The organism is Bacillus cereus group sp. Bce019 (assembly GCF_051781745.1).
GTDB classification, from domain to species: domain Bacteria; phylum Bacillota; class Bacilli; order Bacillales; family Bacillaceae_G; genus Bacillus_A; species Bacillus_A cereus.
Genome location: NZ_JBPWJX010000027.1, coordinates 1 through 24,840 on the forward strand (window position 1 = coordinate 1; position 24,840 = coordinate 24,840).

Sequence of the window (24,840 nt, forward strand, 5' to 3'; positions counted from 1 at the left end):
GAACACGGAAGTTAAGCTCTCTAGCGCCGATGGTAGTTGGGACCTTGTCCCTGTGAGAGTAGGACGTCGCCAAGCAACTAAACACGAGTCAAATGACTCGTGTTTTTTCTTGTTTTCTTTTATAATCCATAGTAATTAAAAAAATATGCTTAAATAATTACTATTTTGATTAAATGCAGGGGAATGTGGCTAGGATAGTGAATAAGCAAAAGAGTTGCAAATTTTATTAATACGTATATAATTAAAGTCAAAGATAGTCAAAGTCAATAAAGGTGGCGGATAAATGAGAAATATATCTGATATCATTGAGCAATATCTAAAGCAAGTTATTGACTTAAGTAATAATAATGTGATTGAAATCAAAAGAAATGAGATTGCGGATCGATTCGAGTGCGTACCATCTCAAATCAATTATGTAATCAATACCCGTTTTACATTAGAAAGAGGATTTGTAGTAGAAAGTAAACGTGGTGGAGGAGGTTACATTCGCATTATAAAAGTCAAACTGCATGATGATATAGACATTATTGATCAAATGCTTCATATGATTGATCATAGCGTTGCACAAGGGAATGCAGAGAGTATGATTATACGTTTATTAGAAGAGGGAATCATAACAGGCCGTGAAGCAAAATTAATGTTAAGTGTACTAGATCGTTCTGTATTATCAATGGATATTCCTTCTCGAGATGAACTTAGGGCTCGAATATTATGCGCAATGTTAAGAACACTGAAATATAAATAAATACAGCTTTTGTAAAAGAATGATAATTAAGATAGGGCAGTTAAATATTGTAGAAGTTTTGAAAAAGAGCATGTACTTTTATCTGAGTGGATTAAGGAAAGAGGACAATCTAGTAATGTATGAAAAGTATCATGAGGTAGATCGTTCCTGTTGTAAAGGTGGGGATATTGATGACTTGTCAAAACTGTAATATAAGACCAGCAACTTTACATTATACAAAAGTAATCAACGAGAAGAAGGCGGAAGTTCATCTTTGTGAGCAATGTGCGGAGCAAAGTGGCTATACGTCTTTCTTTCAATCATCACAGTCTAACTTTTCATTTCATGATGTATTTGCTGGTTTATTACACGGTGAATCAACAATGTTTGGAGAAGGAAAAAACGGGTTTTCAAATACAAATACAGTAAGATGTCCAGATTGTAAGATGACATATGAACATTTTACAAAAGTGGGACGCTTTGGTTGTGCTTCTTGTTACGATACATTTAAAGGACACTTAAACCCATTGTTAAAGCGACTTCATGGTGGACATACAGAACATTGTGGAAAAATTCCGGAACGAATGGAAGGAAATATCCACTTAAAGAAAGAATTAGATGAACTAAAACTTATTCTGAAACAATATGTACAGAATGAGGAGTTTGAGAAAGCTGCTGAGGTAAGAGATGAGATTCGAGGGCTTGAAACTCAGCTTAGTGAGCATAGAGAGGGGGAGTAGTTCTATGTCACTGGACAAAATTATGAATGAAGCGATTAGTCCATGGATGAAGGGGGATGGCCCTGATTCTGATATTGTTTTAAGTAGTCGAATTCGTTTGGCTCGTAATTTTAAGCAATATCAATTTTCTACTATGCAAAACGAAGAGGAAGCTCAAAAGGTTCAAGAATTATTTAAAAAGAAATTTATAAATAAAGCGGTAGAGCCCTTTGGGAAGTTTGGACTATTAAAAATGAATGAACTAACTCCTCTTCAAAGGCGAGTTTTAGTCGAAAAGCATTTAATTAGTCCAAATCTAGCAGGGACCGAATATGGAGCATGTCTGTTATCAGAAAGCGAACACATTAGTGTGATGCTTAATGAGGAAGACCACATTAGGATTCAGTGCCTATTTCCAGGACTACAGTTATCAAAGGCGCTTCAAAGCGCCAATCAAATAGATAATTGGATTGAGAAAGAGGTTGAATATGCTTTTGATGAATCACTTGGATATATTACGAGTTGTCCTACTAACGTTGGTACAGGATTAAGAGCTTCTGTAATGATTCATTTACCAGGGTTGGTTTTAACAAAAAGAATTAGCCGTATTATACAAGTAATTCAAAAATTAGGTTTAGTAGTAAGAGGAATATACGGTGAAGGTAGCGAAGCGTTAGGTAATATATTTCAAGTATCAAATCAAATGACGTTAGGGAAATCCGAAGAAGATATTATTGCAGATTTAAAGAGTGTCATGCAGCAAATTATACAACAAGAAAAATTGGCCAGAGAATTAATTGTACAAAATTCGAGCATTGAGCTTGAAGATAAGGTTTATCGTTCTTACGGTATACTAGCAAACAGTCGTTTAATTCAATCTGCAGAAGCGGCAACTTGCTTATCGGATGTACGACTCGGTATTGATCTAGGATATATAAAAGGTATATCGAGAAATATTTTGACTGAGCTAATGGTTCTTACGCAACCTGGTATTTTACAACAATATGCAGGAGGACCTTTAGGACCAGAAGAAAGAGATTATCGAAGAGCAACCTTAATCCGTGAGCGATTACGTATTGAAAAAAACTAAGCGCAAGTAGGAGGCGATTTCTATGATGTTTGGAAGATTTACAGAAAGAGCACAGAAAGTATTAGCTTTATCTCAAGAGGAAGCAATTCGCATTGGGCATAATAACATTGGAACAGAACATATTTTACTTGGGCTTGTACGCGAAGGTGAAGGAATTGCAGCAAAAGCGTTAATTGCTCTTGGATTGAGCCCGGAGAAAGTGCAAAAAGAGGTAGAAGCGTTAATTGGACGTGGAACAGAAGCTTCTCAAACTGTACATTATACACCTCGTGCTAAAAAAGTTATTGAATTGTCTATGGATGAAGCGCGTAAGCTAGGACATTCTTATGTTGGAACAGAACATATTTTACTTGGCTTAATCCGTGAAGGTGAAGGTGTAGCGGCACGTGTATTAAATAATTTAGGTGTAAGCCTCAACAAAGCAAGACAACAAGTGTTACAACTTCTTGGAAGTAACGAAGCAAGTTCAGGTCACCAAGGTGGTTCATCGACAAATGCAAATACACCGACACTAGACAGTTTAGCGCGCGACTTAACAGTTGTTGCACGTGAGAATCGTTTGGATCCTGTTATTGGGCGTAGTAAAGAAATTCAACGTGTAATTGAAGTGTTAAGCCGTAGAACAAAAAACAATCCAGTGTTAATTGGAGAGCCTGGTGTAGGTAAAACAGCAATTGCTGAAGGGTTAGCACAGCAAATCGTAAATAATGAAGTTCCTGAAACGTTAAGAGATAAGCGTGTTATGACACTAGATATGGGAACAGTGGTAGCTGGGACGAAATATCGTGGTGAGTTTGAAGATCGTTTAAAGAAAGTAATGGATGAAATACGTCAAGCAGGGAATATTATTCTATTTATTGATGAACTTCATACATTAATCGGTGCAGGTGGAGCAGAAGGTGCAATCGATGCATCGAATATTTTAAAACCATCTTTAGCACGCGGAGAATTACAATGTATTGGTGCGACAACTTTAGATGAGTATCGTAAATATATTGAAAAGGATGCAGCTTTAGAGAGACGTTTCCAGCCAATTCATGTTGATGAGCCGAGTCTAGAAGAATCAACTCAAATCTTGAAAGGGTTACGAGATCGTTATGAGGCGCATCACCGTGTGTCTATTACAGATGATGCAATTGATGCAGCTGTAAAACTTTCAGATCGTTATATTACGGATCGTTTCTTACCAGATAAAGCAATTGATTTAATTGATGAAGCTGCTTCAAAAGTTCGCTTGCGTTCTTATACAACACCACCAAACTTAAAAGAGCTTGAAGTGAAGCTTGAGGAAATTCGAAAAGAAAAAGATGCGGCTGTACAAAGTCAAGAGTTTGAAAAGGCTGCTTCCTTACGTGATATGGAACAACGCTTACGTGAGAAATTGGAAGATACAAAACGTCAGTGGAAAGAACAACAAGGAAAAGAAAATTCAGAGGTTACGGTAGAAGATATTGCAAATGTCGTTTCTACATGGACACGTATCCCTGTTTCTAAACTTGCACAAACAGAGACTGATAAATTATTAAACTTAGAATCCATTCTTCATGATCGTGTCATCGGTCAGGATGAAGCTGTAGTGGCTGTAGCGAAAGCTGTTCGTCGTGCAAGAGCAGGATTGAAAGATCCGAAACGTCCAATTGGTTCATTTATTTTCTTAGGGCCAACAGGTGTAGGTAAAACAGAATTAGCAAGAGCATTGGCAGAATCTATGTTCGGTGATGAGGATGCAATGATTCGCATTGATATGTCTGAGTATATGGAGAAACATTCAACTTCTCGCTTAGTTGGTTCTCCTCCAGGATATGTTGGGTATGAAGAAGGCGGACAATTAACAGAGAAGGTTCGTCGTAAGCCTTATTCAGTTGTCCTATTAGATGAAGTAGAGAAGGCACATCCTGATGTATTTAATATTCTACTACAGGTATTGGAAGATGGTCGTTTAACTGATTCTAAAGGACGTACAGTTGATTTCCGTAATACGATTGTTATTATGACGTCTAACGTTGGTGCTGAGGCGTTAAAACGTAACAAACATCTTGGATTTAATGTACAAGATGAAAGCCGTGATTATTCGGATATGAAAGGTAAAGTAATGGATGAGCTGAAAAAGGCATTTCGTCCAGAATTCTTAAACCGTATTGATGAAATTATCGTATTCCATATGCTTGAGAAAAAACATATTCAAGAAATTGTGACTCTTATGGTAAATCAGTTAGTGAATCGCTTAAAAGAACAAGAAATTGAATTGCACTTAACAGAAGGAGCGATTGCAGCTATTGCTGATAAAGGGTTTGATCGTGAATATGGTGCTCGTCCACTACGTAGAGCAATTCAGAAGCATGTAGAAGATAGACTATCGGAAGAACTTTTAAAAGGTGCTATTGAGAAAGGTCAAAAAGTTATCTTTGATGTAGAAGGGGAAACATTTGTCATTCATAGTGCTGAAAAGGTAAAATAAGTATAGACAAACTAAGAGGGCTACGAGATAGCCCTCTTTCTTGTACGAGAAGGTCAAATGTTTATAGATGAAAGCGAAGTGAAATATAAAAAGATATGGCTAAAAAGAAAACAAAATTCACATGTCAAGAGTGTGGTTATCAATCACCAAAATATATGGGTAAATGTCCAGGGTGTGGTCAATGGAATTCGCTTGTTGAAGAGATGGAACCCGTTGTATCATCCAGACGCCTAAATTATGCAAATGCAATTCAAACAGAAGTAACAAAACCAAGACGTCTTACAGAAGTAGAAACAAAGTCTGAGGCACGTATTGAAACAAAATTTCAAGAGTTTAACCGTGTACTAGGTGGCGGAATTGTAGATGGATCTTTAGTACTTATTGGTGGGGACCCTGGGATTGGAAAATCAACGTTATTATTACAGATTTCCTCGCAATTAGCAGATGCTTCATATGATGTATTGTATATATCAGGTGAGGAGTCAGCAAAGCAGATTAAACTTCGTGCAGATCGTTTACATGTAAATGGTAGTAATCTATTTGTTGTATCAGAGACAGATTTACAGCGTATTGCAGCACATATTGAAGAGATGAATCCTGCTTTTGTTGTTATTGATTCTATTCAAACGATACATTTACCTGAGGTGACATCAGCTCCTGGTAGTGTGGCGCAAGTACGTGAATGTACAGCAGAATTAATGAAACTTGCAAAAACAAAGGGAATCCCAATTTTCATCGTAGGACATGTGACAAAAGAAGGTGCAATTGCGGGACCGCGTATGCTAGAACATATGGTCGATGCAGTTCTTTACTTTGAAGGAGATCGACACCATACATATCGTATTTTACGAGCTGTAAAGAATCGTTTTGGTTCTACGAATGAAATGGGTATCTTTGAAATGAAAGAACTTGGCCTTGCAGAAGTCTTAAATCCTTCTGAAATTTTCCTTGAGGAAAGACCAGTTGGAGTTGCAGGTTCAACAGTAGTTGCCTCAATGGAAGGAACAAGACCAGTTTTAGTAGAAATACAGGCATTAATTTCCCCTACTAGTTTTGGAAATCCTCGAAGAATGGCGACAGGAATTGATCATAATCGTGTCTCGCTTATTATGGCGGTACTAGAGAAAAGAACAGGTTTACTATTACAAAATCAAGATGCGTATTTAAAAGTAGCTGGTGGTTTGAAATTAGACGAACCGGCAATTGATTTAGCTGTCGCCTTAAGTATAGCTTCAAGTTTTAGAGATAAATCTACGGCACCAACTGATGCGGTAATAGGAGAAGTTGGATTAACTGGAGAAATAAGAAGAGTATCAAGAATTGAACAACGTGTACAAGAAGCAGCTAAATTAGGATTTCAACGTGCTATCATTCCTAGAAAAAATTTAGGGGGATGGACAATTCCAGAGGGGATTGAGGTTGTAGGTGTTTCTAATTTGGGAGAAGCGCTTCGTTTGACATTAGGAGGCTAGGCTATGGAAGAAAATAAGCAACGTGTCAAAAGTATGATTAACATTTTACAGCTCGTGGCCCCAGGAACACCACTGCGCGAAGGGATAGATAATGTACTTCGCGCACAAACGGGGGGACTAATTGTTCTTGGGTATAATGAGCAGATTAAAAGCATTGTTGATGGTGGTTTTCATATTAATTGCGCATTCTCTCCTGCTAGTTTATATGAATTAGCAAAAATGGATGGAGCACTTATTTTAAATGAAACTGGAAGTAAAATTTTAATTGCAAACGCACAGTTAGTTCCAGATTCATCTATTGATTCTATTGAAACAGGTATGCGTCACCGAACAGCAGAGCGTGTAGCAAAGCAGACGGGCAGCCTTGTTGTGGCCATTTCACAAAGACGTAATGTAATTACGCTATATCAAGGGAACTTACGTTATACATTAAAAGATATAGGTGTCATTTTAACGAAGGCAAATCAAGCAATTCAAACGCTAGAAAAATATAAGGCTGTATGGAATGATGGCATTACGAATTTGGGTATTCTAGAATTTGAAGAGGTCGTTACAATGTCCGAGGTGGTTCACGTTTTACATAGTGTTGAAATGGTGCTGCGTATTAAAAATGAAATATTGAGCTATATTCATGAGTTAGGAACAGAAGGTAGGTTAATTCGTTTACAGCTTACAGAATTACTAGCTGATTTAGAGGCAGAGGCAGCATTGTTAATTAAAGATTATCACCAGGAGAAAACACAAGACCATCATCAAATCTTGAAAAAGTTACAAGATCTTGCAAATACACAACTTTTAGAGGATAGTGATTTAGTTAAATTGCTTGGCTATCCAGGACAAACAAGTTTAGAAGAAAGTGTGACACCTAGAGGGTACCGAATCACAAGCAAGATTTCTCGTGTTCCGCCACTTATTATCGAGAATTTAATTAATCGATTTAAAACATTGCAAGGTGTTTGCCGAGCAACTATTAATGAATTGGATGATGTGGAAGGAATTGGAGAAGTGAGAGCGAAGAAAATACGAGAAGGTCTAAAAAGAATTCAAGAGCATCTCTATATGAGTAGACACAATTAAGAATATTACATTGATTCTATAATATAACGACACTAGAACATTTTTGGTATATGATATGATATATTGGTAAATAAAACTATTTACAAAAAAACACGTCCGCTTTTGCATTCGGCGTTTTGATTAGCGAAACAATGGTTAATAATGAGTAGGAGGTGGTTGGATGTTAAAACGGATTGTACAGCTCTTCTTTTTAGTGATCGGGGGAGCGTTAGGGATTTACTTAATCCCAAAAATTATTAATGTATTAGATATCGGTGCGGTTCCTTTGTTGGAAGGATCGTATGTTCGTGCAATTATTGGTGCAATTATTTTATTTTTAACAACATTTTGGCTTGTAGATTATATTGTTCAACTTATTAAGCATATTGAAGAGGCTCTTGTAAAGGCGCCTGTAGCAGATGTTTTATTTGGTACATTAGGATTAATCTCTGGTCTTATTGTTGCATATTTAATTTTGATACCAATTCGTGAATTTACAATTCCAGTTATTAGTACGGTGTTGCAAGTGTTCTTCACCCTTTTACTTGGATATTTAGGATTCCAAGTAGGATTTAAAAAGAGGAATGAATTGCTAGGATTATTTACATTACCCCAACGCGGAGGTAAGAAGAAAAACAATAGTGAGAATGAAGAGGTAGAGGTCGAAGCAGAAAAATCTACGACTCATTGGAAAATTCTCGATACGAGTGTAATTATTGACGGACGTATTGCAGATATTTGCCAAACAAAGTTTTTAGAAGGAACAATTGTCATTCCGCAATTCGTATTAGAAGAGCTTCAGCATATTGCCGATTCTTCAGATGCTTTAAAGCGTAATCGTGGCCGCAGAGGGCTAGACATTTTAAATCGTATTCAAAAGGAGATGCCAATTCCGGTAGAAATTTATGAAGGCGATTTCGATGATATCCAAGAAGTAGATAGCAAGCTTGTAAAGTTGGCAAAAATCACTGGTGGAACTGTAGTAACAAACGATTTCAATTTAAACAAAGTTTCTGAATTACAAGGGGTTACGGTGTTAAACATTAATGATTTAGCTAATGCGATTAAACCAGTCGTACTCCCTGGTGAAGAATTAAGTGTTTATGTTGTGAAAGATGGTAAAGAACAAAATCAAGGTGTTGCATACTTAGATGATGGTACGATGATTGTAGTAGAAGATGGTAGAGAGTATGTGGGTTCACAACTTGACGTACTTGTTACTAGCGTATTACAAACATCGGCTGGTCGTATGATTTTCGCAAAACGTAAATTGCTAGAAAAAGCATTATAAGTAGAGGATTATTAATATGTATACATTAATTATTCCGGCAGCGGGCCAAGGAAAACGAATGGGTGCTGGTAAAAATAAGTTATTTTTACTTATAGATGAAGTACCAATTATTGTGCACACATTGCGTGCTTTTGAAAAAGATAAAGCGTGCAAAAGTATTATTATGGCAATTAACGAAGAAGAACGCCCGTATTTTGAAGAGTTAATGCAGAAGTACCAGATTGAAAAGCACGTACAATTCATTCAGGGTGGAGCCGAAAGACAAGATAGCGTCTATAACGCACTTCAGTATGCGAGTGGTGTCGAATATGTTCTTGTGCATGACGGGGCGCGCCCGTTCGTAACGAATAAAGTGATTCGCGATGTATTAACTGCAGCAGAAAAATATGGAGCTTCCATTTGTGCAGTGCCAGTAAAAGATACTGTTAAGAAAGTAGAGCAGGGTGTTGTTGTAGAAACGGTAGAGCGATCTCAACTTAACGCTGTACAAACACCACAAGGATTCTCTGTTTCTCTTTTGCTAGAAGCTCATAGAAGCGCAAAGCAAAGTTGTTTTCTTGGCACAGATGATGCAAGTCTCGTAGAACGTGTTGGGAAGCAAGTAGGTGTAGTAGAGGGGAGTTACTATAATATTAAAGTGACGACTCCGGAAGATCTATTAATTGCTGAAAGTTTCCTACGTGTTCAAAAGAAATAACATTGATGACGTGTTAATAAAGAAAAGCTCGGCAACAGCCGGGCTTTTCTTTATAAGGATAGCGATATAATATAGAGTCATAAAGCTCAGTAGTTTAGCTTAAGGAGGAAGTAAGGATGTTTCGAATTGGACAAGGTTTTGATGTACATGAATTTGCGGAAGGGCGCCCGTTGATTATCGGTGGAATTACAATTCCACACGAGAAAGGATTAATCGGCCATTCAGATGCAGATGTATTGTTACATACGATTGCTGATGCATGTTTAGGTGCGATTGCAGCAGGAGATATCGGAAAGCATTTTCCTGATACAGACCCAGCTTTTAAAGATGCAGATTCAGCTGTATTGTTACAAAAAGTTTGGGAATTTGTGCGTGAACAAGGTTACGAGTTAGGAAATTTAGATTGTACAATTATTGCTCAAAAACCAAAAATGGCACCACATATTGAGAGTATGCGTAAGCGCATTAGTGAACTGTTAGAAACGTCTATCGATAACATTAATGTAAAGGCAACAACAACAGAAAAATTAGGATTTACAGGTAGAGAAGAAGGGATTGCTTCTCAAGCGGTTGTTTTATTACAGAAAAAATAATGGTTTTTAATTCGTAAGATGGATAATCACATTTTTTTGGTGTACAATTATAGAATGTGTTGACATTAAGAATGGAAGGTGTACCAATTATGGAAAAGCAAGTGAGAGTGCGCTACGCGCCAAGTCCAACAGGACACTTACATATCGGAAATGCGCGTACGGCATTATTTAATTATTTATTTGCTCGTCATTTAGATGGCAAATTTATTATTCGTATTGAAGATACTGATGTAAAACGTAACGTGGCTGGTGGAGAAGAAAGCCAATTAAAATACTTGAAATGGCTCGGTATGGACTGGGATGAAGGTGTTGATGTTGGTGGTGAATTTGGACCATATCGCCAAACAGAGCGTTTAGATATTTATAAAAAATTATATGAAGATTTATTAGAGCGTGGTCTAGCTTATAAATGTTATATGACAGAAGAAGAGCTAGAAGCAGAGCGTGAAGGACAAATCGCTCGCGGTGAAACACCTCGTTACGCAGGTAACCACCGTGAATTAACTGAAGAACAAGTGAAAGAATTTGAAGCTGAGGGACGTATTCCAAGTATTCGTTTCCGTGTACCAGCTGATCGTGACTACACATTCAAAGATATTGTAAAAGATGAAGTTGCGTTCCATTCAAATGATTTCGGTGATTTTGTTATTGTGAAAAAGGATGGAATTCCAACTTATAACTTTGCAGTAGCAGTAGATGATCATCTAATGGAAATTACACATGTACTTCGTGGTGATGATCATATTTCAAATACACCGAAACAAATGATGATTTATGAAGCTTTCGGCTGGGATATTCCACAATTCGGTCATATGACTCTAATTGTTAATGAAAGTCGTAAAAAGTTAAGTAAGCGTGATGAATCTATTATTCAATTTATTGAGCAATATAAAGAGCTTGGGTATCTTCCAGAAGCAATCTTTAACTTTATTGCACTACTAGGTTGGTCTCCGGTAGGAGAAGAAGAAATCTTCTCTAAAGATGAGTTTATCAAAATGTTCGATGCAGCTCGTTTATCAAAATCACCTGCATTATTTGATTCTCAAAAACTAAAATGGATGAACAACCAGTATATGAAAAAGCAAGATTTAGATACGGTTGTAGAGTTAAGCTTACCGCATTTAGTGAAAGCTGGACGTGTGGGAGAAACTTTAAGCGAACAAGACCAAGCTTGGATTCGTGATGTAATTGCTTTATACCATGAACAAATGAGTTTTGGAGCTGAAATTGTAGAGCTTTCTGAAATGTTCTTTAAAGATCATGTTGATTATGAAGAAGAAGGACAAGAAGTATTAAATGGTGAACAAGTACCTGAAGTACTTCGTGCATTTGCTGGTCAAATAGAAGCTCTAGAAGCAATGGAGCCAGCAGCAATTAAGGCAGCGATTAAAGCAGTTCAAAAGGAAACAGGACATAAAGGTAAAAATTTATTTATGCCAATCCGTGTTGCAACTACAGGACAAACGCATGGTCCAGAGCTTCCGAATGCTATTGCACTTCTTGGAAAAGAAAAAGTTTTAAATCGTCTTCAAAAAGTAATTGGTTAACATTTTCTAGGTTTAGAAATATAATAAGTATACCTAAAACCTAATAAGGAAAAGCGACGAGAAGGAGAAGTAGAAAATCAGGCTTTTTACAGAGAGAACCACCTTTAGGCTGGGAGTGGTTTATAAGCGGATTTTTGAAATGCCCCTTCGAGTCTTCTGCTGAACAGCGAATTGCTTCGTGGGATGTCTTAGGCCGCAAAGTAAGCAGAAGCGGTTTACACCGTTATCATGGATGAGTTTGAGGCTTTTTTAAGCCTAAACAGAGTGGAACCGCGCTTAAAAGGCGTCTCTGTCAATATGACAGAGACGCCTTTTTTTTATACCGTGTAAATAGGTATGAATATAGAATTTATCTCCTTATATAAAGAATTAGGGGAGAAGTGATGAGTTAGGGGAGTTAGTTCGCTCGACAAAAAAGCAGCCCATAAAGGGGAGGGAACACCGATGTTTAAGAGGCTTCGGGAAGATATTGAAGTCGTTTTTGAACAGGATCCAGCGGCAAGAGGTTATTTCGAAGTCATTTTAACTTACTCTGGATTACATGCAGTTTGGGCCCATCGAATTGCACATGCTTTTTATAAAAGAAATTTTTTCTTTCTTGCACGTTTTGTTTCACAAGTGAGCCGCTTTTTTACTGGCATTGAGATCCATCCAGGAGCAACAATTGGTCGACGTTTTTTCATAGATCATGGAATGGGAGTTGTAATCGGAGAAACTTGTGAAATTGGTGATAATGTAACGATTTATCAAGGGGTTACATTAGGTGGTACAGGAAAAGAAAAAGGAAAGAGGCATCCAACAATTCAGGATAATGTATTAATTGCGACGGGTGCTAAAGTTCTTGGTTCTATTACTGTGGGAGAGAATTCTAAAATCGGAGCAGGGTCTGTCGTATTAAAAGAAGTTCCTGCACATTCTACAGTTGTAGGTATACCTGGCCGTGTCGTTATTCAAAATGGAGTAAAGATTGGTCAAGAATTAAATCACTCTGACCTTCCGGATCCGATTTTTGATAAATTAAAGGCTATGGAAGTAGAACTTGATAAATTGAAGAAACAATTGGAATTAAAGGTAGAAAGGAAGGATAAAAATGACTATTCACATTTATAATACGTTAACACGTCAAAAAGAAGAGTTTGTTCCATTAGAAGAAAATAAGGTAAAGATGTATGTATGCGGACCTACAGTTTATAACTACATTCATATTGGGAATGCAAGGCCTCCTATGGTATTCGATACAGTGCGTCGTTATTTAGAATACAAAGGATACGATGTGCAATATGTATCTAACTTTACGGATGTAGATGATAAATTAATTAAAGCGGCAAATGAATTAGGTGAAGATGTACCGACAATTGCTGATCGTTTTGTTGAAGCGTACTTTGAAGATGTAACAGCACTAGGTTGCAAACACGCAACAGTTCATCCTCGTGTAACAGAAAATATGGATATCATTATTGAATTTATTCAAGAACTTGTGAATAAAGGGTATGCATATGAATCAGAGGGTGATGTGTACTTTAAGACGAAGGAATTCGAAGGTTACGGTAAATTATCACATCAACCAATCGCAGATTTACGTCACGGTGCTCGTATTGAGGTAGGGGAAAAGAAACAAGACCCTCTTGATTTTGCTTTATGGAAAGCTGCGAAAGAAGGAGAAATCTTCTGGGAAAGCCCTTGGGGGCAAGGACGTCCAGGATGGCATATTGAATGCTCAGCAATGGCGCGTAAGTACTTAGGGGATACAATTGACATTCATGCTGGTGGTCAAGACTTGGCTTTCCCACATCATGAAAATGAAATTGCGCAGTCAGAGGCATTGACTGGAAAAACGTTTGCACGTTACTGGATGCATAATGGATATATTAATATTAACAATGAGAAGATGTCTAAATCGCTTGGTAACTTTATTTTAGTTCACGATATTATTAAGCAATACGACCCGCAGTTAATTAGATTCTTTATGTTATCAGTACACTATCGTCACCCGATTAACTTTAGTGAAGAGTTATTACAAAGTACGAATAATGGACTGGAAAGAATTAAAACAGCTTATGGAAACTTAAAGCATCGTATGGAGAGTAGTACGAATTTAACGGACCATAATGAGAAATGGTTAGCTGAAATAGAGAAATTCCAGACTGCATTTGAAGAGGCAATGAATGATGACTTTAACACTGCAAATGCAATTACCGAATTATACAACGTAGCAAATCATGCAAATCAATATTTACTTGAAGAGCATACATCTAAAGTTGTGATTGAAGCATACGTAAAACAACTGGAAACGTTATTTGATATTTTGGGATTAGAATTATCAAAAGAAGAATTACTGGATGAAGAAATTGAAGAGCTTATCCAAAAGCGCATTGAAGCTCGTAAAAATCGTGATTTTGCATTGTCTGATCAAATTCGTGACGATTTAAAAGAACGTAATATTATTTTAGAAGATACTGCTCAAGGTACAAGATGGAAAAGAGGATAAGGATGATCGATGCAAAGCAATTAAACAGCTTGGCGTTAGCGTATATGGGTGATGCGGTATATGAACAATATATCCGCTATCACCTCCTTCAAAAAGGAAAAGTTCGCCCTAATCAATTACACCGCTTAGGGACGAGCTTTGTTTCAGCAAAAGCACAGGCGAAAGTTGTTTATCATTTATTAGAGACGGCATTTTTGACAGAGGAAGAAGAGGCGGTATTAAGAAGAGGGCGTAATGCAAATTCAGGTACAGTTCCGAAAAATACGGATGTACAAACATATCGACATAGTACAGCCTTTGAAGCGCTAATTGGTTATCATCATTTATTAAATAATCGTGAAAGATTAGACGAAATTGTATATAAGGCAATTGCAGTTTTAGAAGAAAAGGAAGGGGGCACATCATCATGACTAGTGAATATATTATCGGACGTAACCCTGTAATTGAAGCGTTAAGATCAGGGAGAGATATTAATAAAATTTGGATCGCAGAAGGTGCTGCCAAAGGACAAGTACAAATTGTACTAGCGTTAGCAAAAGAAAATAAGATTATTTTACAACATGCACCAAAGAAAAAGTTAGATCAATTAGTTGAGGGTAATCATCAAGGTGTAATTGCTCAAGTAGCTGCATATCAGTATGCAGAGTTAGAAGATTTATTCAAAGTGGCAGAAAAACGTAATGAAGATCCATTCTTCTTGATTTTAGATGAGATTGAAGATCCGCATAACCTAGGTTCTATTATGCGTACTGCTGATGCAACAGGAGCTCATGGAATTATTATTCCGAAGAGAAGAGCTGTGGGACTTACAGCATCAGTTGCGAAAGCATCAACAGGAGCGATTGAATACATTCCTGTTGCGCGCGTAACAAACTTATCTCGTACAATTGATGAATTAAAAGAGCGTGGACTTTGGATTGCTGGTACAGATGCCAAAGGGAAAACGGATTACCGTAATTTAGATGGTACAATGCCGATTGGGTTAGTAATTGGTAGTGAAGGAAAAGGTATGAGTCGTATTATTGGTGAAAAGTGTGATTTCTTAATCACTTTACCGATGGTTGGTAAAGTTACATCCTTAAATGCTTCAGTAGCCGCAAGTTTGTTAATGTATGAGGTATATCGTAAACGTCACGAAATTGGTAAATAAAAAATGAACGATATTTTAATCGTTGACGGTTACAACATTATCGGAGCTTGGGGAGATTTGAAGAAACTGCGGGATGTAGATTTACAATCATCAAGAGATGCGCTTATTGATAAGATGGCGGATTATCAAGGTTATACAGGTACAAAAGTGATGATAGTCTTTGATGCCTATACAGTCCATGGTATTGAAAAAAAGATGAAACAATCTCGTGTAGAAGTCATATTCACACGAAAGAATCAAACTGCAGACGAAAAGATAGAGCAACTTGCGATAGAGCTTAGAAATATAAATACACAAATATATGTTGCGACTTCTGATTATACAGAACAATGGGTTATATTTGGGCAAGGTGCCCTTCGAAAATCTGCGCGTGAATTAGAGTTGGAAGTACAAGCGATGGAACAACAAGTAAGAAGGCGCACAAAAGACACGAAAGAACAGCAGCCCGCCATGCGAAAGATATTTAGTAAAGATATTACAGAAAAATTAGAAAAATTAAGAAGAGGAGAGCGTTGAAGCATTGACGCTCTTTATCTTTTTACTGTATAATATTGCTAAATAAATAGCGGTCGGAGGGATCAAGGTGGAAGCAGGCTTCGTAAGTATAGGCGACGTTACATTTCGTGATTTAGAGGATGAGGCAATCGTTGAGTTAGTTCGAAAAGGTAATACTGACGCTCTAGAATATTTAATTCACAAGTATAAGAACTTTGTTCGTGCGAAATCAAGATCTTACTTTTTAGTGGGTGCCGATCGAGAAGACATTGTTCAAGAAGGTATGATAGGGTTGTTTAAAGCAATTCGTGATTATAAAGAGGACAAGCTGTCTTCATTCAAAGCATTTGCTGAACTATGTATCACTCGACAAATTATTACCGCTATTAAAACGGCAACAAGACAAAAACATATTCCTTTAAATTCGTATGTGTCTTTAGATAAGCCGATTTACGATGAGGAATCTGATCGAACGTTATTGGATGTTATTTCTGAAGCGAAGGTGACTGATCCTGAAGAGATGATCATTAGCCAGGAAGAATATACAGACATAGAATCAAAAATATCTGAATTATTAAGCGATTTAGAAAGGAAAGTGCTTTCTTTATATTTAGATGGTCGTTCTTATCAAGAGATTTCAGAACAGTTAAACAGGCATGTGAAATCTATTGATAACGCTTTACAAAGAGTAAAGAGGAAATTGGAACGATATATGGAAATGAGAGAAAGTACAACTTTAAATTCATAAGAAGTAACAAGTGCTACAGGTGTAAAATAAATCACCTGTTTTCTTTTGTAGAGAGTACAAAATGCATGTCATTGACATTGTCTTTTATTGTATGATACATTTTTAGGGACATAATGTTACAAGGTTGGTGTAACTAATGAGGAAAAAAGTTGTACTCTCATGTGAAGAGTGTAAAAATCGAAACTACTCTACTATGAAAGATACGAGCTCAATAGAGCGACTTGAAATAAAAAAGTTTTGTAAAACATGCAATCAGCATACAGTTCACAAGGAAACAAAATAAATAATTGAAATAATACACTGGAGGTCCCGCAGATGCGTTTAACGAACTTTTTCGGCGATGTAGGTCGCGAAATGAAAAAAGTAAGTTGGCCTAAAAAAGATGAATTACTCCGCTCAACAGCGACTGTTGTTGCTACAGTTGTGTTCTTTGCGATTTTCTTCGCAGTAGTTGATATGGGCATTTCTTCTTTAATTCGGTTAATTCTTGGTTAATTCTTGAATAAGAAGCACTTATCCATGATATAATGTTATTTATAAGAACTGTGTAAAAGCCCGGTGAACGGGTTTTTTCATTTGCGCAAAAAAATGTACGTCAGGGAGGGAAGGACGCTCGTCCTAAATGAATGGAAAAAAGTTGGTATGTTGTCCATACTTATTCTGGATATGAAAATAAAGTAAAAGCAAACCTAGAGAAACGTGTAGAATCAATGGGTATGCAAGATAAAATTTTCCGTGTTGTTGTCCCGGAAGAAGTAGAAGTAGAAATGAAAAACGGAAAAGAAAAATTAATGAAAAGAAAAGTGTTCCCAGGTTATGTATTAGTAGAATTAATCATGACTGATGACTCTTGGTATGTTGTACGTAACACGCCGGGTGTAACTGGGTTCGTTGGTTCTTCTGGTTCTGGATCTAAACCATCACCTCTATTAGAAGAGGAAGTTGTTACCATTATGAAACATATGGGAATGGATAACGAAGTGGTTGATTTCGACTTTGAACTTCATGAGACAGTACGTGTAAATGAGGGACCATTCGCAGATTATACAGGTGCTATTGAAGAAATTGATGTGGAGAAGAAAAAGGTTAGCGTGCTTGTGGACATGTTTGGTCGCGAGACTCCAGTTGAACTTGACTTCCATCAAATTGAAAAATTATAAAATGAAACTTGAAATGAATTGTAAAAAGTGATAATATCTTTTAAGTCAGTACGTCTTCGTTATCGGAGACGTTTTTTGAAAGATTTTATCCTTACAGATAAAATATGACGTGGGAGGGCAAATCACTGTCCAATTGACCACATCACGGACTTAAGGAGGTGTGTCTCGTGGCTAAAAAGGTAATTAAAATGGTAAAGCTTCAAATTCCTGCAGGTAAAGCTAACCCAGCTCCACCAGTTGGTCCAGCATTAGGACAAGCAGGTGTTAACATCATGGGCTTCTGTAAAGAGTTTAACGCTCGTACAGCAGATCAAGCTGGTCTTATCATCCCTGTTGAAATTACGGTATTTGAGGACCGTTCATTCACTTTCATTACTAAAACTCCTCCTGCTGCTGTTCTTCTTAAGAAAGTAGCTGGTATTGAGTCTGGTTCTGGTGAACCAAACCGTAATAAAGTGGCAACTGTTAAGCGTGATAAAGTACGCGAAATCGCTGAAACTAAAATGCCTGACCTAAACGCTGCTAGCGTAGAAGCTGCAATGCGTATGGTTGAAGGTACTGCACGCAGTATGGGCATCGTTATCGAAGACTAATTCGATTTGTTTTTAAAAAAGGTTGCGGGTCTGGAATTCCAATTCGCAACCTTTATTATCGTAAATGATTATCGTTTTTAAATAAATGGATGGCGCTCATCCTCAGGTTATACCTGAAAACAGGCGTAAACGTGGGAGGTTATTCCGCTAAAACCACATTCGAGGAGGAAATAAAAATGGCTAAAAGAGGTAAAAAGTACGTAGAAGCTGCAAAGCTTGTTGATCGTGCAGCTGCTTACTCTGCGACAGAAGCAGTAGAATTAGTAAAGAAAACAAACACAGCTAAATTTGATGCAACTGTAGAAGCTGCATTCCGTTTAGGTGTTGACCCTAAGAAAGCTGACCAACAAATCCGTGGTGCAGTTGTTCTTCCACACGGTACTGGTAAAGTACAACGTGTATTAGTATTTGCTAAAGGTGAAAAAGCTAAAGAAGCTGAAGCTGCTGGAGCTGACTTCGTAGGCGATACTGATTACATCGGTAAAATCCAACAAGGTTGGTTCGATTTCGATGTAGTAGTAGCAACTCCTGACATGATGGGTGAAGTTGGTAAACTTGGTCGCGTATTAGGACCTAAAGGTTTAATGCCAAACCCTAAAACTGGAACAGTTACTTTCGATGTAACTAAAGCTGTTAACGAAATCAAAGCTGGTAAAGTTGAATACCGCGTTGATAAAGCTGGTAACATCCACGTTCCAATCGGTAAAGTATCTTTCGAAGATGCTAAATTAGTAGAAAACTTCAAAACAATTGCTGACACTTTACAAAAAGTTAAGCCAGCTGCTGCAAAAGGTACTTACATGAAGAACGTAACAGTTGCTTCTACAATGGGACCTGGCGTACGTGTAGACGTTTCTACATTAGCGTAAATTTTGGAAGTTGACTTCATAAAGAAGTTTTAATATAATCATTTATGTTGTGAATTTAATTAGTGTACCGTAGACAGTAGGTGTCAATAGACTTAATTTCCTACCTAGGTGTTAATATACGAAGCGGAATCTTTTTTCTGTGACTATATGCCTCCATGTCTACAAGTTGGGCATGGAGGTTTTTAGTGCACTTTCGGTACATCTTCTATATAATCTACAGGAGGTGTAATAACATGAGCAAAGTAATCGAAACTAAACAACAAGTTGTAACTGAAATCGCGGACAAACTTCGCGCTAGTAAATCTACAATCGTTGTTGACTACCGTGGTTTAACAGTTTCTGAAGCAACAGAATTACGTAAGCAATTACGTGAAGCTGGCGTTGAGTTCAAAGTTTATAAAAACTCTCTAACTCGTCGTGCTGCAGAATCTGCTGAAATGGCTGAGTTAAATGAATTCTTAACAGGACCAAACGCAATCGCGTTCAGTAACGAGGATGTAGTTGCTCCTGCGAAAGTATTAAACGACTTCGCTAAAGATCATGAAGCTTTAGAAATTAAAGCGGGCGTAATCGAAGGTAAACTTGTAACACTTGATGAGGTTAAAGCAATCGCTACTCTTCCATCACGTGAAGGCTTACTTTCTATGCTTCTTAGCGTTCTTCAAGCTCCAATCCGTAACCTTGCACTTGCTACTAAAGCAGTTGCAGACCAAAAGGAAGAGCAAGGCGCTTAATTTTTTAAAAGATAATTACGTATTATCGATAAAACAATACAAACCTATTTAAGGGAGGATATTTACAATGACTAAAGAACAAATCATTGAAGCAGTTAAATCTATGACTGTATTAGAACTTAACGACTTAGTAAAAGCTATCGAGGAAGAATTCGGCGTAACTGCTGCTGCTCCTGTAGCTGTTGCTGGTGGCGCTGGAGAAGCTGCTGCTGAGAAAACTGAATTTGATGTGGAACTAACTAGCGCTGGTGCACAAAAAATCAAAGTTATCAAAGTTGTTCGTGAAATCACTGGTCTTGGCTTAAAAGAAGCTAAAGAATTAGTTGACAACACTCCAAAAGTAATCAAAGAAGCTGCTGCTAAAGAAGAAGCTGAAGAAATCAAAGCTAAACTTGAAGAAGTTGGCGCTGCTGTAGAAGTTAAGTAATTAACTTTTGATGCTTTAAAAAAAGCTCGCTCTCATGCGAGCTTTTTTTTTAACTGTAAAGAAAAGAGGTGGCCATATGGCAGACCATTATTTTTCTAACGACCCTTCTAGTAAAAGTGATCGTAAGCGATGGGAGTTTACCCTTCGTGGATCTCGATTTACTTTCTTATCTGACCATGGGGTGTTCTCGAAAAACGAAGTGGACTTTGGTTCCCGTCTTTTAATTGAAGCGTTTCAAATGCCAGATATTAAAGGTAATATATTAGACGTAGGTTGCGGATACGGTCCTATTGGTTTGTCGTTAGCGAAAGAGTTTCAAGGTCGTGAAGTTCACATGGTGGATGTGAATGAGAGGGCACTTGGGCTTGCGAAAGAAAACGCCGCTAATAACAAAATCGAGAATATACGTATTTTTCAAAGTAGCGTCTATGAAAATGTAGATGGTAAGTATGCTGCTATTCTATCTAACCCTCCAATTCGTGCGGGTAAAGATATCGTACATGAGATTTTAGAAAAAGCTGTGGAGTATTTAGTTCCAGGTGGAGAACTTTGGATTGTTATTCAAAAGAAACAAGGTGCACCGTCTGCGCTAAAAAAACTAGAAGAAGTATTTTCTGAAGTTGAGGTTGTAGAAAAGAAAAAAGGATATTATATCATAAAATCAAAAAAACGTTGACGGTTATTTTTGGCTATGTTAACATTATACAATGCCAATATATGATTTTCTGCGTTGAGAAAGATGTATATTTTTGTTTCTCTTGGAAAAGATAGTAAAATCAGCAGATTATGAAACAGAATGATGGTTTTCTTATAGAAGCCATTTTTCTTTTTTGAGCAGGTAGAAAGACTCAACGTATTTATCTTTAAGAGAAAGAGACTACGCTAATAGCAGTAGTTGTATTTATTTGTGATTTTGCACAAATTTTTTTGTGCATTTATAATACTCATGATTTGAGGGGTGAAGCAGTTGACAGGTCAACTAGTTCAATACGGACGCCACCGCCAACGAAGAAGTTATGCCCGTATTAGTGAAGTATTAGAGTTACCAAATCTTATCGAAATTCAAACCTCTTCTTATCAGTGGTTTCTTGATGAGGGTTTGCGAGAAATGTTCCAAGACATTTCTCCGATTGAAGACTTTACGGGAAATCTATCGCTTGAATTTATCGACTACAGCTTAGGTGAACCTAAATACTCTGTAGACGAATGCAAAGAGCGTGATGTGACGTATGCAGCACCACTTCGTGTAAAAGTGCGTCTAATCAACAAGGAAACTGGTGAAGTAAAAGAACAAGATGTGTTCATGGGAGATTTCCCACTCATGACAGAGACTGGAACATTCGTAATTAACGGTGCAGAACGTGTTATCGTTTCCCAGTTAGTTCGCTCTCCAAGCGTATACTATAGTGGCAAAGTGGATAAAAACGGAAAACGTGGTTTTACTGCTACTGTAATTCCAAACCGCGGAGCTTGGTTAGAGTATGAGACAGATGCTAAGGATGTTGTATATGTGCGTATTGACCGTACGCGTAAACTTCCTGTAACTGTTTTGTTACGCGCATTAGGGTTTGGCTCTGATCAAGAAATCACCGAGCTTTTAGGTGATAACGAATACTTAAGCAACACATTAGAAAAAGACAACACAGATAGCACAGAAAAAGCATTGCTTGAAATTTATGAGCGTCTACGTCCTGGTGAACCACCAACAGTAGAAAACGCTAAGAGCTTACTTGTGTCTCGTTTCTTTGATCCAAAGCGCTACGATTTAGCAAATGTAGGTCGCTATAAGATCAACAAGAAGTTACACATTAAAAACAGATTGTTTAATCAACGTTTAGCTGAAACATTAGTGGATCCAGAAACTGGTGAAATTTTAGCGGCAGAAGGAACAATCTTAGATCGTCGTACACTTGATCGCATTTTACCTTACTTAGAGAAAAACATTGGATTCAAAACAGCGAAACCAATGGGTGGAGTGGTAGAAGGCGATGTTGAGCTGCAATCTATTAAGATTTATGCTCCTGAGTCGGAAGGCGAACGCGTAATTAATGTAATTGGTAATGCAAACATTACTCGTGATGTGAAACACATCACACCAGGTGATATCCTTGCTTCTATCAGTTACTTCTTCAACCTACTATACAAAGTAGGGGATACAGATGATATTGACCATTTAGGAAACCGTCGTCTGCGTTCTGTTGGAGAACTGTTACAAAATCAATTCCGTATCGGTCTTTCTCGTATGGAACGTGTTGTTCGTGAGAGAATGTCGATCCAAGATACAAATGCAATTACACCGCAGGCACTAATTAATATTCGTCCTGTTATTGCATCTATTAAAGAGTTCTTCGGAAGTTCTCAGTTATCTCAGTTTATGGACCAAACAAACCCATTAGCAGAGTTAACTCACAAACGAAGACTATCTGCATTAGGACCTGGTGGTTTAACGCGTGAGCGCGCAGGCTTTGAAGTGCGTGACGTTCATTACTCTCACTACGGTCGTATGTGTCCGATTGAAACACCAGAGGGACCAAACATCGGTTTGATTAACTCATTATCTTCGTTCGCGAAAGTAAATGAGTTTGGTTTCATTGAAACACCATACCGTCGTGTTGACCCAGAAACTGGTCTTGTAACAGGGCATGTTGATTACTTAACGGCAGATGAAGAAGATAACTATGTTGTAGCCCAAGCGAATATGAAATTATCTGACGAAGGTGAATTCCTAAGTGAAGATATCGTAGCTCGTTTCCGTGGTGAAAACATTGTCACAAATAGAGAACGCATCGACTACATGGATGTATCTCCAAAACAAGTAGTGTCGGCAGCGACAGCTTGTATTCCGTTCTTAGAAAACGATGACTCTAACCGCGCACTTATGGGAGCGAACATGCAACGTCAGGCGGTTCCGTTAATGAATCCGGAATCTCCGATTGTAGGTACAGGTATGGAGTACGTATCAGCAAAAGACTCAGGTGCTGCAGTAATCTGTAAACATCCTGGTATTGTTGAGCGCGTAGAAGCACGTGAAGTTTGGGTACGTCGCTATGTAGAAGTTGACGGTCAAACAGTAAAAGGCGACTTAGATCGCTACAAAATGCAAAAATTCATTCGTTCTAACCAAGGAACTTGTTACAACCAACGTCCAATCGTAAGTGTTGGAAATGAAGTTGTAAAAGGTGAAATCCTTGCGGATGGTCCTTCTATGGAATTAGGTGAACTAGCACTTGGACGTAACGTGCTTGTTGGCTTCATGACTTGGGACGGTTATAACTACGAGGATGCGATCATCATGAGTGAGCGCCTTGTAAAAGATGATGTGTACACTTCTATTCATATTGAAGAATATGAATCAGAAGCTCGTGATACGAAGCTTGGACCAGAAGAAATTACACGTGACATTCCAAACGTTGGGGAAGACGCATTACGTAACCTTGACGAGCGCGGTATCATTCGCGTTGGTGCTGAAGTAAAAGATGGAGATTTACTTGTTGGTAAAGTAACACCTAAAGGTGTAACAGAATTAACAGCTGAAGAACGTCTATTACATGCTATCTTTGGAGAAAAAGCGCGTGAAGTACGTGATACATCACTACGTGTACCACACGGTGGTGGCGGTATTATCTTAGACGTAAAAGTATTCAACCGTGAAGATGGCGATGAATTGCCACCAGGCGTGAATCAACTTGTACGTGCATATATCGTTCAAAAACGTAAAATTTCTGAAGGTGACAAGATGGCCGGACGTCACGGTAACAAAGGTGTTATTTCTCGTATTTTACCAGAAGAAGATATGCCTTACCTACCAGACGGTACGCCAATCGATATCATGTTAAACCCATTAGGGGTACCATCTCGTATGAATATCGGTCAGGTATTAGAGCTTCATCTTGGTATGGCAGCAAGATACCTTGGCATTCACATTGCAACACCAGTATTCGATGGTGCTCGTGAGGAAGATGTTTGGGGCACAATTGAAGAAGCTGGTATGGCAAATGACGCGAAAACAATCCTGTATGACGGACGTACTGGTGAACCATTCGATAACCGCGTATCTGTTGGTGTCATGTATATGATCAAACTTGCGCACATGGTTGACGATAAACTTCATGCTCGTTCTACTGGACCATACTCACTTGTAACGCAGCAACCTCTTGGAGGTAAAGCTCAGTTCGGTGGACAGCGTTTCGGTGAGATGGAGGTTTGGGCACTTGAAGCTTACGGTGCTGCTTATACTCTTCAAGAAATCTTAACAGTGAAGTCTGATGATGTTGTTGGACGTGTTAAGACTTATGAAGCAATTGTTAAAGGCGAAAATGTTCCAGAACCAGGCGTTCCTGAATCATTCAAAGTATTGATTAAAGAGCTGCAAAGTTTAGGTATGGACGTTAAAATGATGTCTAGCGACGATACAGAAATTGAAATGCGTGATACAGAAGATGACGATGATCATCAATCAGCAGATAAATTGAATGTCGAAGTTGAGACAACTAAGGAATAATTGGGATAACCTGTAGACTAAAAGGGAG

Annotated in this window: 25 protein-coding genes and 2 other annotated features; all 25 genes read left to right on the top strand. The window is 37.9% G+C overall.

Annotated features, from left to right (window positions below; translation table 11 throughout):
* Nucleotides 1-283 precede the first annotated feature (283 nt).
* Nucleotides 284-745 carry a transcriptional regulator CtsR gene (gene ctsR / locus ACS2QP_RS24610; protein ID WP_001244565.1) on the top strand — a complete coding sequence of 154 codons (462 nt, stop codon included), beginning with the start codon at nt 284-286 and terminating at the stop codon, nt 743-745.
* A 170-nt stretch (nt 746-915) separates the two neighbouring features.
* Nucleotides 916-1,464, top strand: a complete 549-nt coding sequence (locus ACS2QP_RS24615; RefSeq protein ID WP_000128399.1) for a UvrB/UvrC motif-containing protein — start codon at nt 916-918, stop codon at nt 1,462-1,464.
* A gap of 4 nt (nt 1,465-1,468) precedes the next feature.
* Nucleotides 1,469-2,533: a protein arginine kinase gene (locus ACS2QP_RS24620; protein ID WP_000050842.1), complete on the top strand. Its 1,065-nt coding sequence runs from the start codon at nt 1,469-1,471 to the stop codon at nt 2,531-2,533.
* Nucleotides 2,534-2,555: 22 nt separating this feature from the next.
* Nucleotides 2,556-4,991: an ATP-dependent protease ATP-binding subunit ClpC gene (gene clpC / locus ACS2QP_RS24625; RefSeq protein ID WP_000971183.1), complete on the top strand. Its 2,436-nt coding sequence runs from the start codon at nt 2,556-2,558 to the stop codon at nt 4,989-4,991.
* Between the two features lie 95 nt (nt 4,992-5,086).
* Nucleotides 5,087-6,463: a DNA repair protein RadA gene (gene radA / locus ACS2QP_RS24630; protein ID WP_001085202.1), complete on the top strand. Its 1,377-nt coding sequence runs from the start codon at nt 5,087-5,089 to the stop codon at nt 6,461-6,463.
* A 3-nt stretch (nt 6,464-6,466) separates the two neighbouring features.
* Nucleotides 6,467-7,540 carry a DNA integrity scanning diadenylate cyclase DisA gene (gene disA, locus ACS2QP_RS24635; RefSeq protein ID WP_000392163.1) on the top strand — a complete coding sequence of 358 codons (1,074 nt, stop codon included), beginning with the start codon at nt 6,467-6,469 and terminating at the stop codon, nt 7,538-7,540.
* Nucleotides 7,541-7,700: 160 nt separating this feature from the next.
* Nucleotides 7,701-8,810 (top strand): PIN/TRAM domain-containing protein, encoded by a 1,110-nt coding sequence (locus ACS2QP_RS24640; RefSeq protein ID WP_000919677.1) that lies wholly within the window; start codon nt 7,701-7,703, stop codon nt 8,808-8,810.
* Between the two features lie 16 nt (nt 8,811-8,826).
* Nucleotides 8,827-9,507 (top strand): 2-C-methyl-D-erythritol 4-phosphate cytidylyltransferase, encoded by a 681-nt coding sequence (ispD, locus tag ACS2QP_RS24645; protein ID WP_000288284.1) that lies wholly within the window; start codon nt 8,827-8,829, stop codon nt 9,505-9,507.
* A 116-nt stretch (nt 9,508-9,623) separates the two neighbouring features.
* The gene (ispF, locus tag ACS2QP_RS24650) at nt 9,624-10,100 is read left to right on the top strand and encodes a 2-C-methyl-D-erythritol 2,4-cyclodiphosphate synthase (RefSeq protein ID WP_000488386.1); all 477 of its coding nucleotides are present in this window, start codon (nt 9,624-9,626) and stop codon (nt 10,098-10,100) included.
* A gap of 89 nt (nt 10,101-10,189) precedes the next feature.
* On the top strand, nt 10,190-11,647 hold the full coding sequence (gene gltX / locus ACS2QP_RS24655) for a glutamate--tRNA ligase (RefSeq protein ID WP_000415143.1): 1,458 nt from the start codon (nt 10,190-10,192) through the stop codon (nt 11,645-11,647).
* Nucleotides 11,648-11,694: 47 nt separating this feature from the next.
* Nucleotides 11,695-11,941: a binding site (T-box leader), on the top strand.
* 150 nt (nt 11,942-12,091) lie between these two features.
* Nucleotides 12,092-12,757, top strand: coding sequence for a serine O-acetyltransferase (gene cysE, locus ACS2QP_RS24660; protein WP_000476497.1), 666 nt, complete (start codon nt 12,092-12,094; stop codon nt 12,755-12,757).
* Entirely contained in the window at nt 12,738-14,135 is a 1,398-nt protein-coding gene (gene cysS / locus ACS2QP_RS24665) for a cysteine--tRNA ligase (protein ID WP_332285382.1), read from the top strand. The genes cysE and cysS overlap by 20 nt, the downstream gene beginning before the upstream one ends.
* A gap of 2 nt (nt 14,136-14,137) precedes the next feature.
* The gene (locus tag ACS2QP_RS24670) at nt 14,138-14,545 is read left to right on the top strand and encodes a Mini-ribonuclease 3 (RefSeq protein ID WP_000564261.1); all 408 of its coding nucleotides are present in this window, start codon (nt 14,138-14,140) and stop codon (nt 14,543-14,545) included.
* Entirely contained in the window at nt 14,542-15,285 is a 744-nt protein-coding gene (gene rlmB, locus ACS2QP_RS24675; RefSeq protein ID WP_000200237.1) for a 23S rRNA (guanosine(2251)-2'-O)-methyltransferase RlmB, read from the top strand. Before ACS2QP_RS24670 ends, rlmB begins: the two co-directional genes overlap by 4 nt.
* 3 nt (nt 15,286-15,288) lie before the next feature.
* Nucleotides 15,289-15,801, top strand: coding sequence for an NYN domain-containing protein (locus tag ACS2QP_RS24680; RefSeq protein ID WP_000997886.1), 513 nt, complete (start codon nt 15,289-15,291; stop codon nt 15,799-15,801).
* A gap of 67 nt (nt 15,802-15,868) precedes the next feature.
* Nucleotides 15,869-16,528 (top strand): RNA polymerase sporulation sigma factor SigH, encoded by a 660-nt coding sequence (locus ACS2QP_RS24685; protein WP_000387193.1) that lies wholly within the window; start codon nt 15,869-15,871, stop codon nt 16,526-16,528.
* A 136-nt stretch (nt 16,529-16,664) separates the two neighbouring features.
* The gene (rpmG, locus tag ACS2QP_RS24690) at nt 16,665-16,811 is read left to right on the top strand and encodes a 50S ribosomal protein L33 (protein ID WP_014481927.1); all 147 of its coding nucleotides are present in this window, start codon (nt 16,665-16,667) and stop codon (nt 16,809-16,811) included.
* Nucleotides 16,812-16,843: 32 nt separating this feature from the next.
* Nucleotides 16,844-17,023, top strand: coding sequence for a preprotein translocase subunit SecE (gene secE / locus ACS2QP_RS24695; protein WP_001241323.1), 180 nt, complete (start codon nt 16,844-16,846; stop codon nt 17,021-17,023).
* 131 nt (nt 17,024-17,154) lie between these two features.
* Nucleotides 17,155-17,688, top strand: a complete 534-nt coding sequence (gene nusG / locus ACS2QP_RS24700; RefSeq protein WP_000415794.1) for a transcription termination/antitermination protein NusG — start codon at nt 17,155-17,157, stop codon at nt 17,686-17,688.
* Nucleotides 17,689-17,855: 167 nt separating this feature from the next.
* Complete coding sequence (rplK, locus tag ACS2QP_RS24705; protein ID WP_001085872.1) at nt 17,856-18,281, top strand: 50S ribosomal protein L11; 426 nt, start codon at nt 17,856-17,858, stop codon at nt 18,279-18,281.
* Between the two features lie 176 nt (nt 18,282-18,457).
* A complete protein-coding gene (gene rplA, locus ACS2QP_RS24710; RefSeq protein WP_001987630.1) occupies nt 18,458-19,150 on the top strand; it encodes a 50S ribosomal protein L1 in 693 nt (230 codons plus the stop codon).
* 49 nt (nt 19,151-19,199) lie between these two features.
* Nucleotides 19,200-19,344, top strand: a sequence feature (ribosomal protein L10 leader region).
* Between the two features lie 39 nt (nt 19,345-19,383).
* Nucleotides 19,384-19,884, top strand: a complete 501-nt coding sequence (rplJ, locus tag ACS2QP_RS24715) for a 50S ribosomal protein L10 (RefSeq protein ID WP_000048716.1) — start codon at nt 19,384-19,386, stop codon at nt 19,882-19,884.
* Between the two features lie 67 nt (nt 19,885-19,951).
* Complete coding sequence (rplL, locus tag ACS2QP_RS24720) at nt 19,952-20,311, top strand: 50S ribosomal protein L7/L12 (RefSeq protein ID WP_000159736.1); 360 nt, start codon at nt 19,952-19,954, stop codon at nt 20,309-20,311.
* A gap of 76 nt (nt 20,312-20,387) precedes the next feature.
* Nucleotides 20,388-20,987: a class I SAM-dependent methyltransferase gene (locus ACS2QP_RS24725; RefSeq protein ID WP_332285384.1), complete on the top strand. Its 600-nt coding sequence runs from the start codon at nt 20,388-20,390 to the stop codon at nt 20,985-20,987.
* A gap of 291 nt (nt 20,988-21,278) precedes the next feature.
* Nucleotides 21,279-24,812 carry a DNA-directed RNA polymerase subunit beta gene (gene rpoB, locus ACS2QP_RS24730; RefSeq protein ID WP_000147551.1) on the top strand — a complete coding sequence of 1,178 codons (3,534 nt, stop codon included), beginning with the start codon at nt 21,279-21,281 and terminating at the stop codon, nt 24,810-24,812.
* The last annotated feature ends 28 nt before the right edge of the window (nt 24,813-24,840 follow it).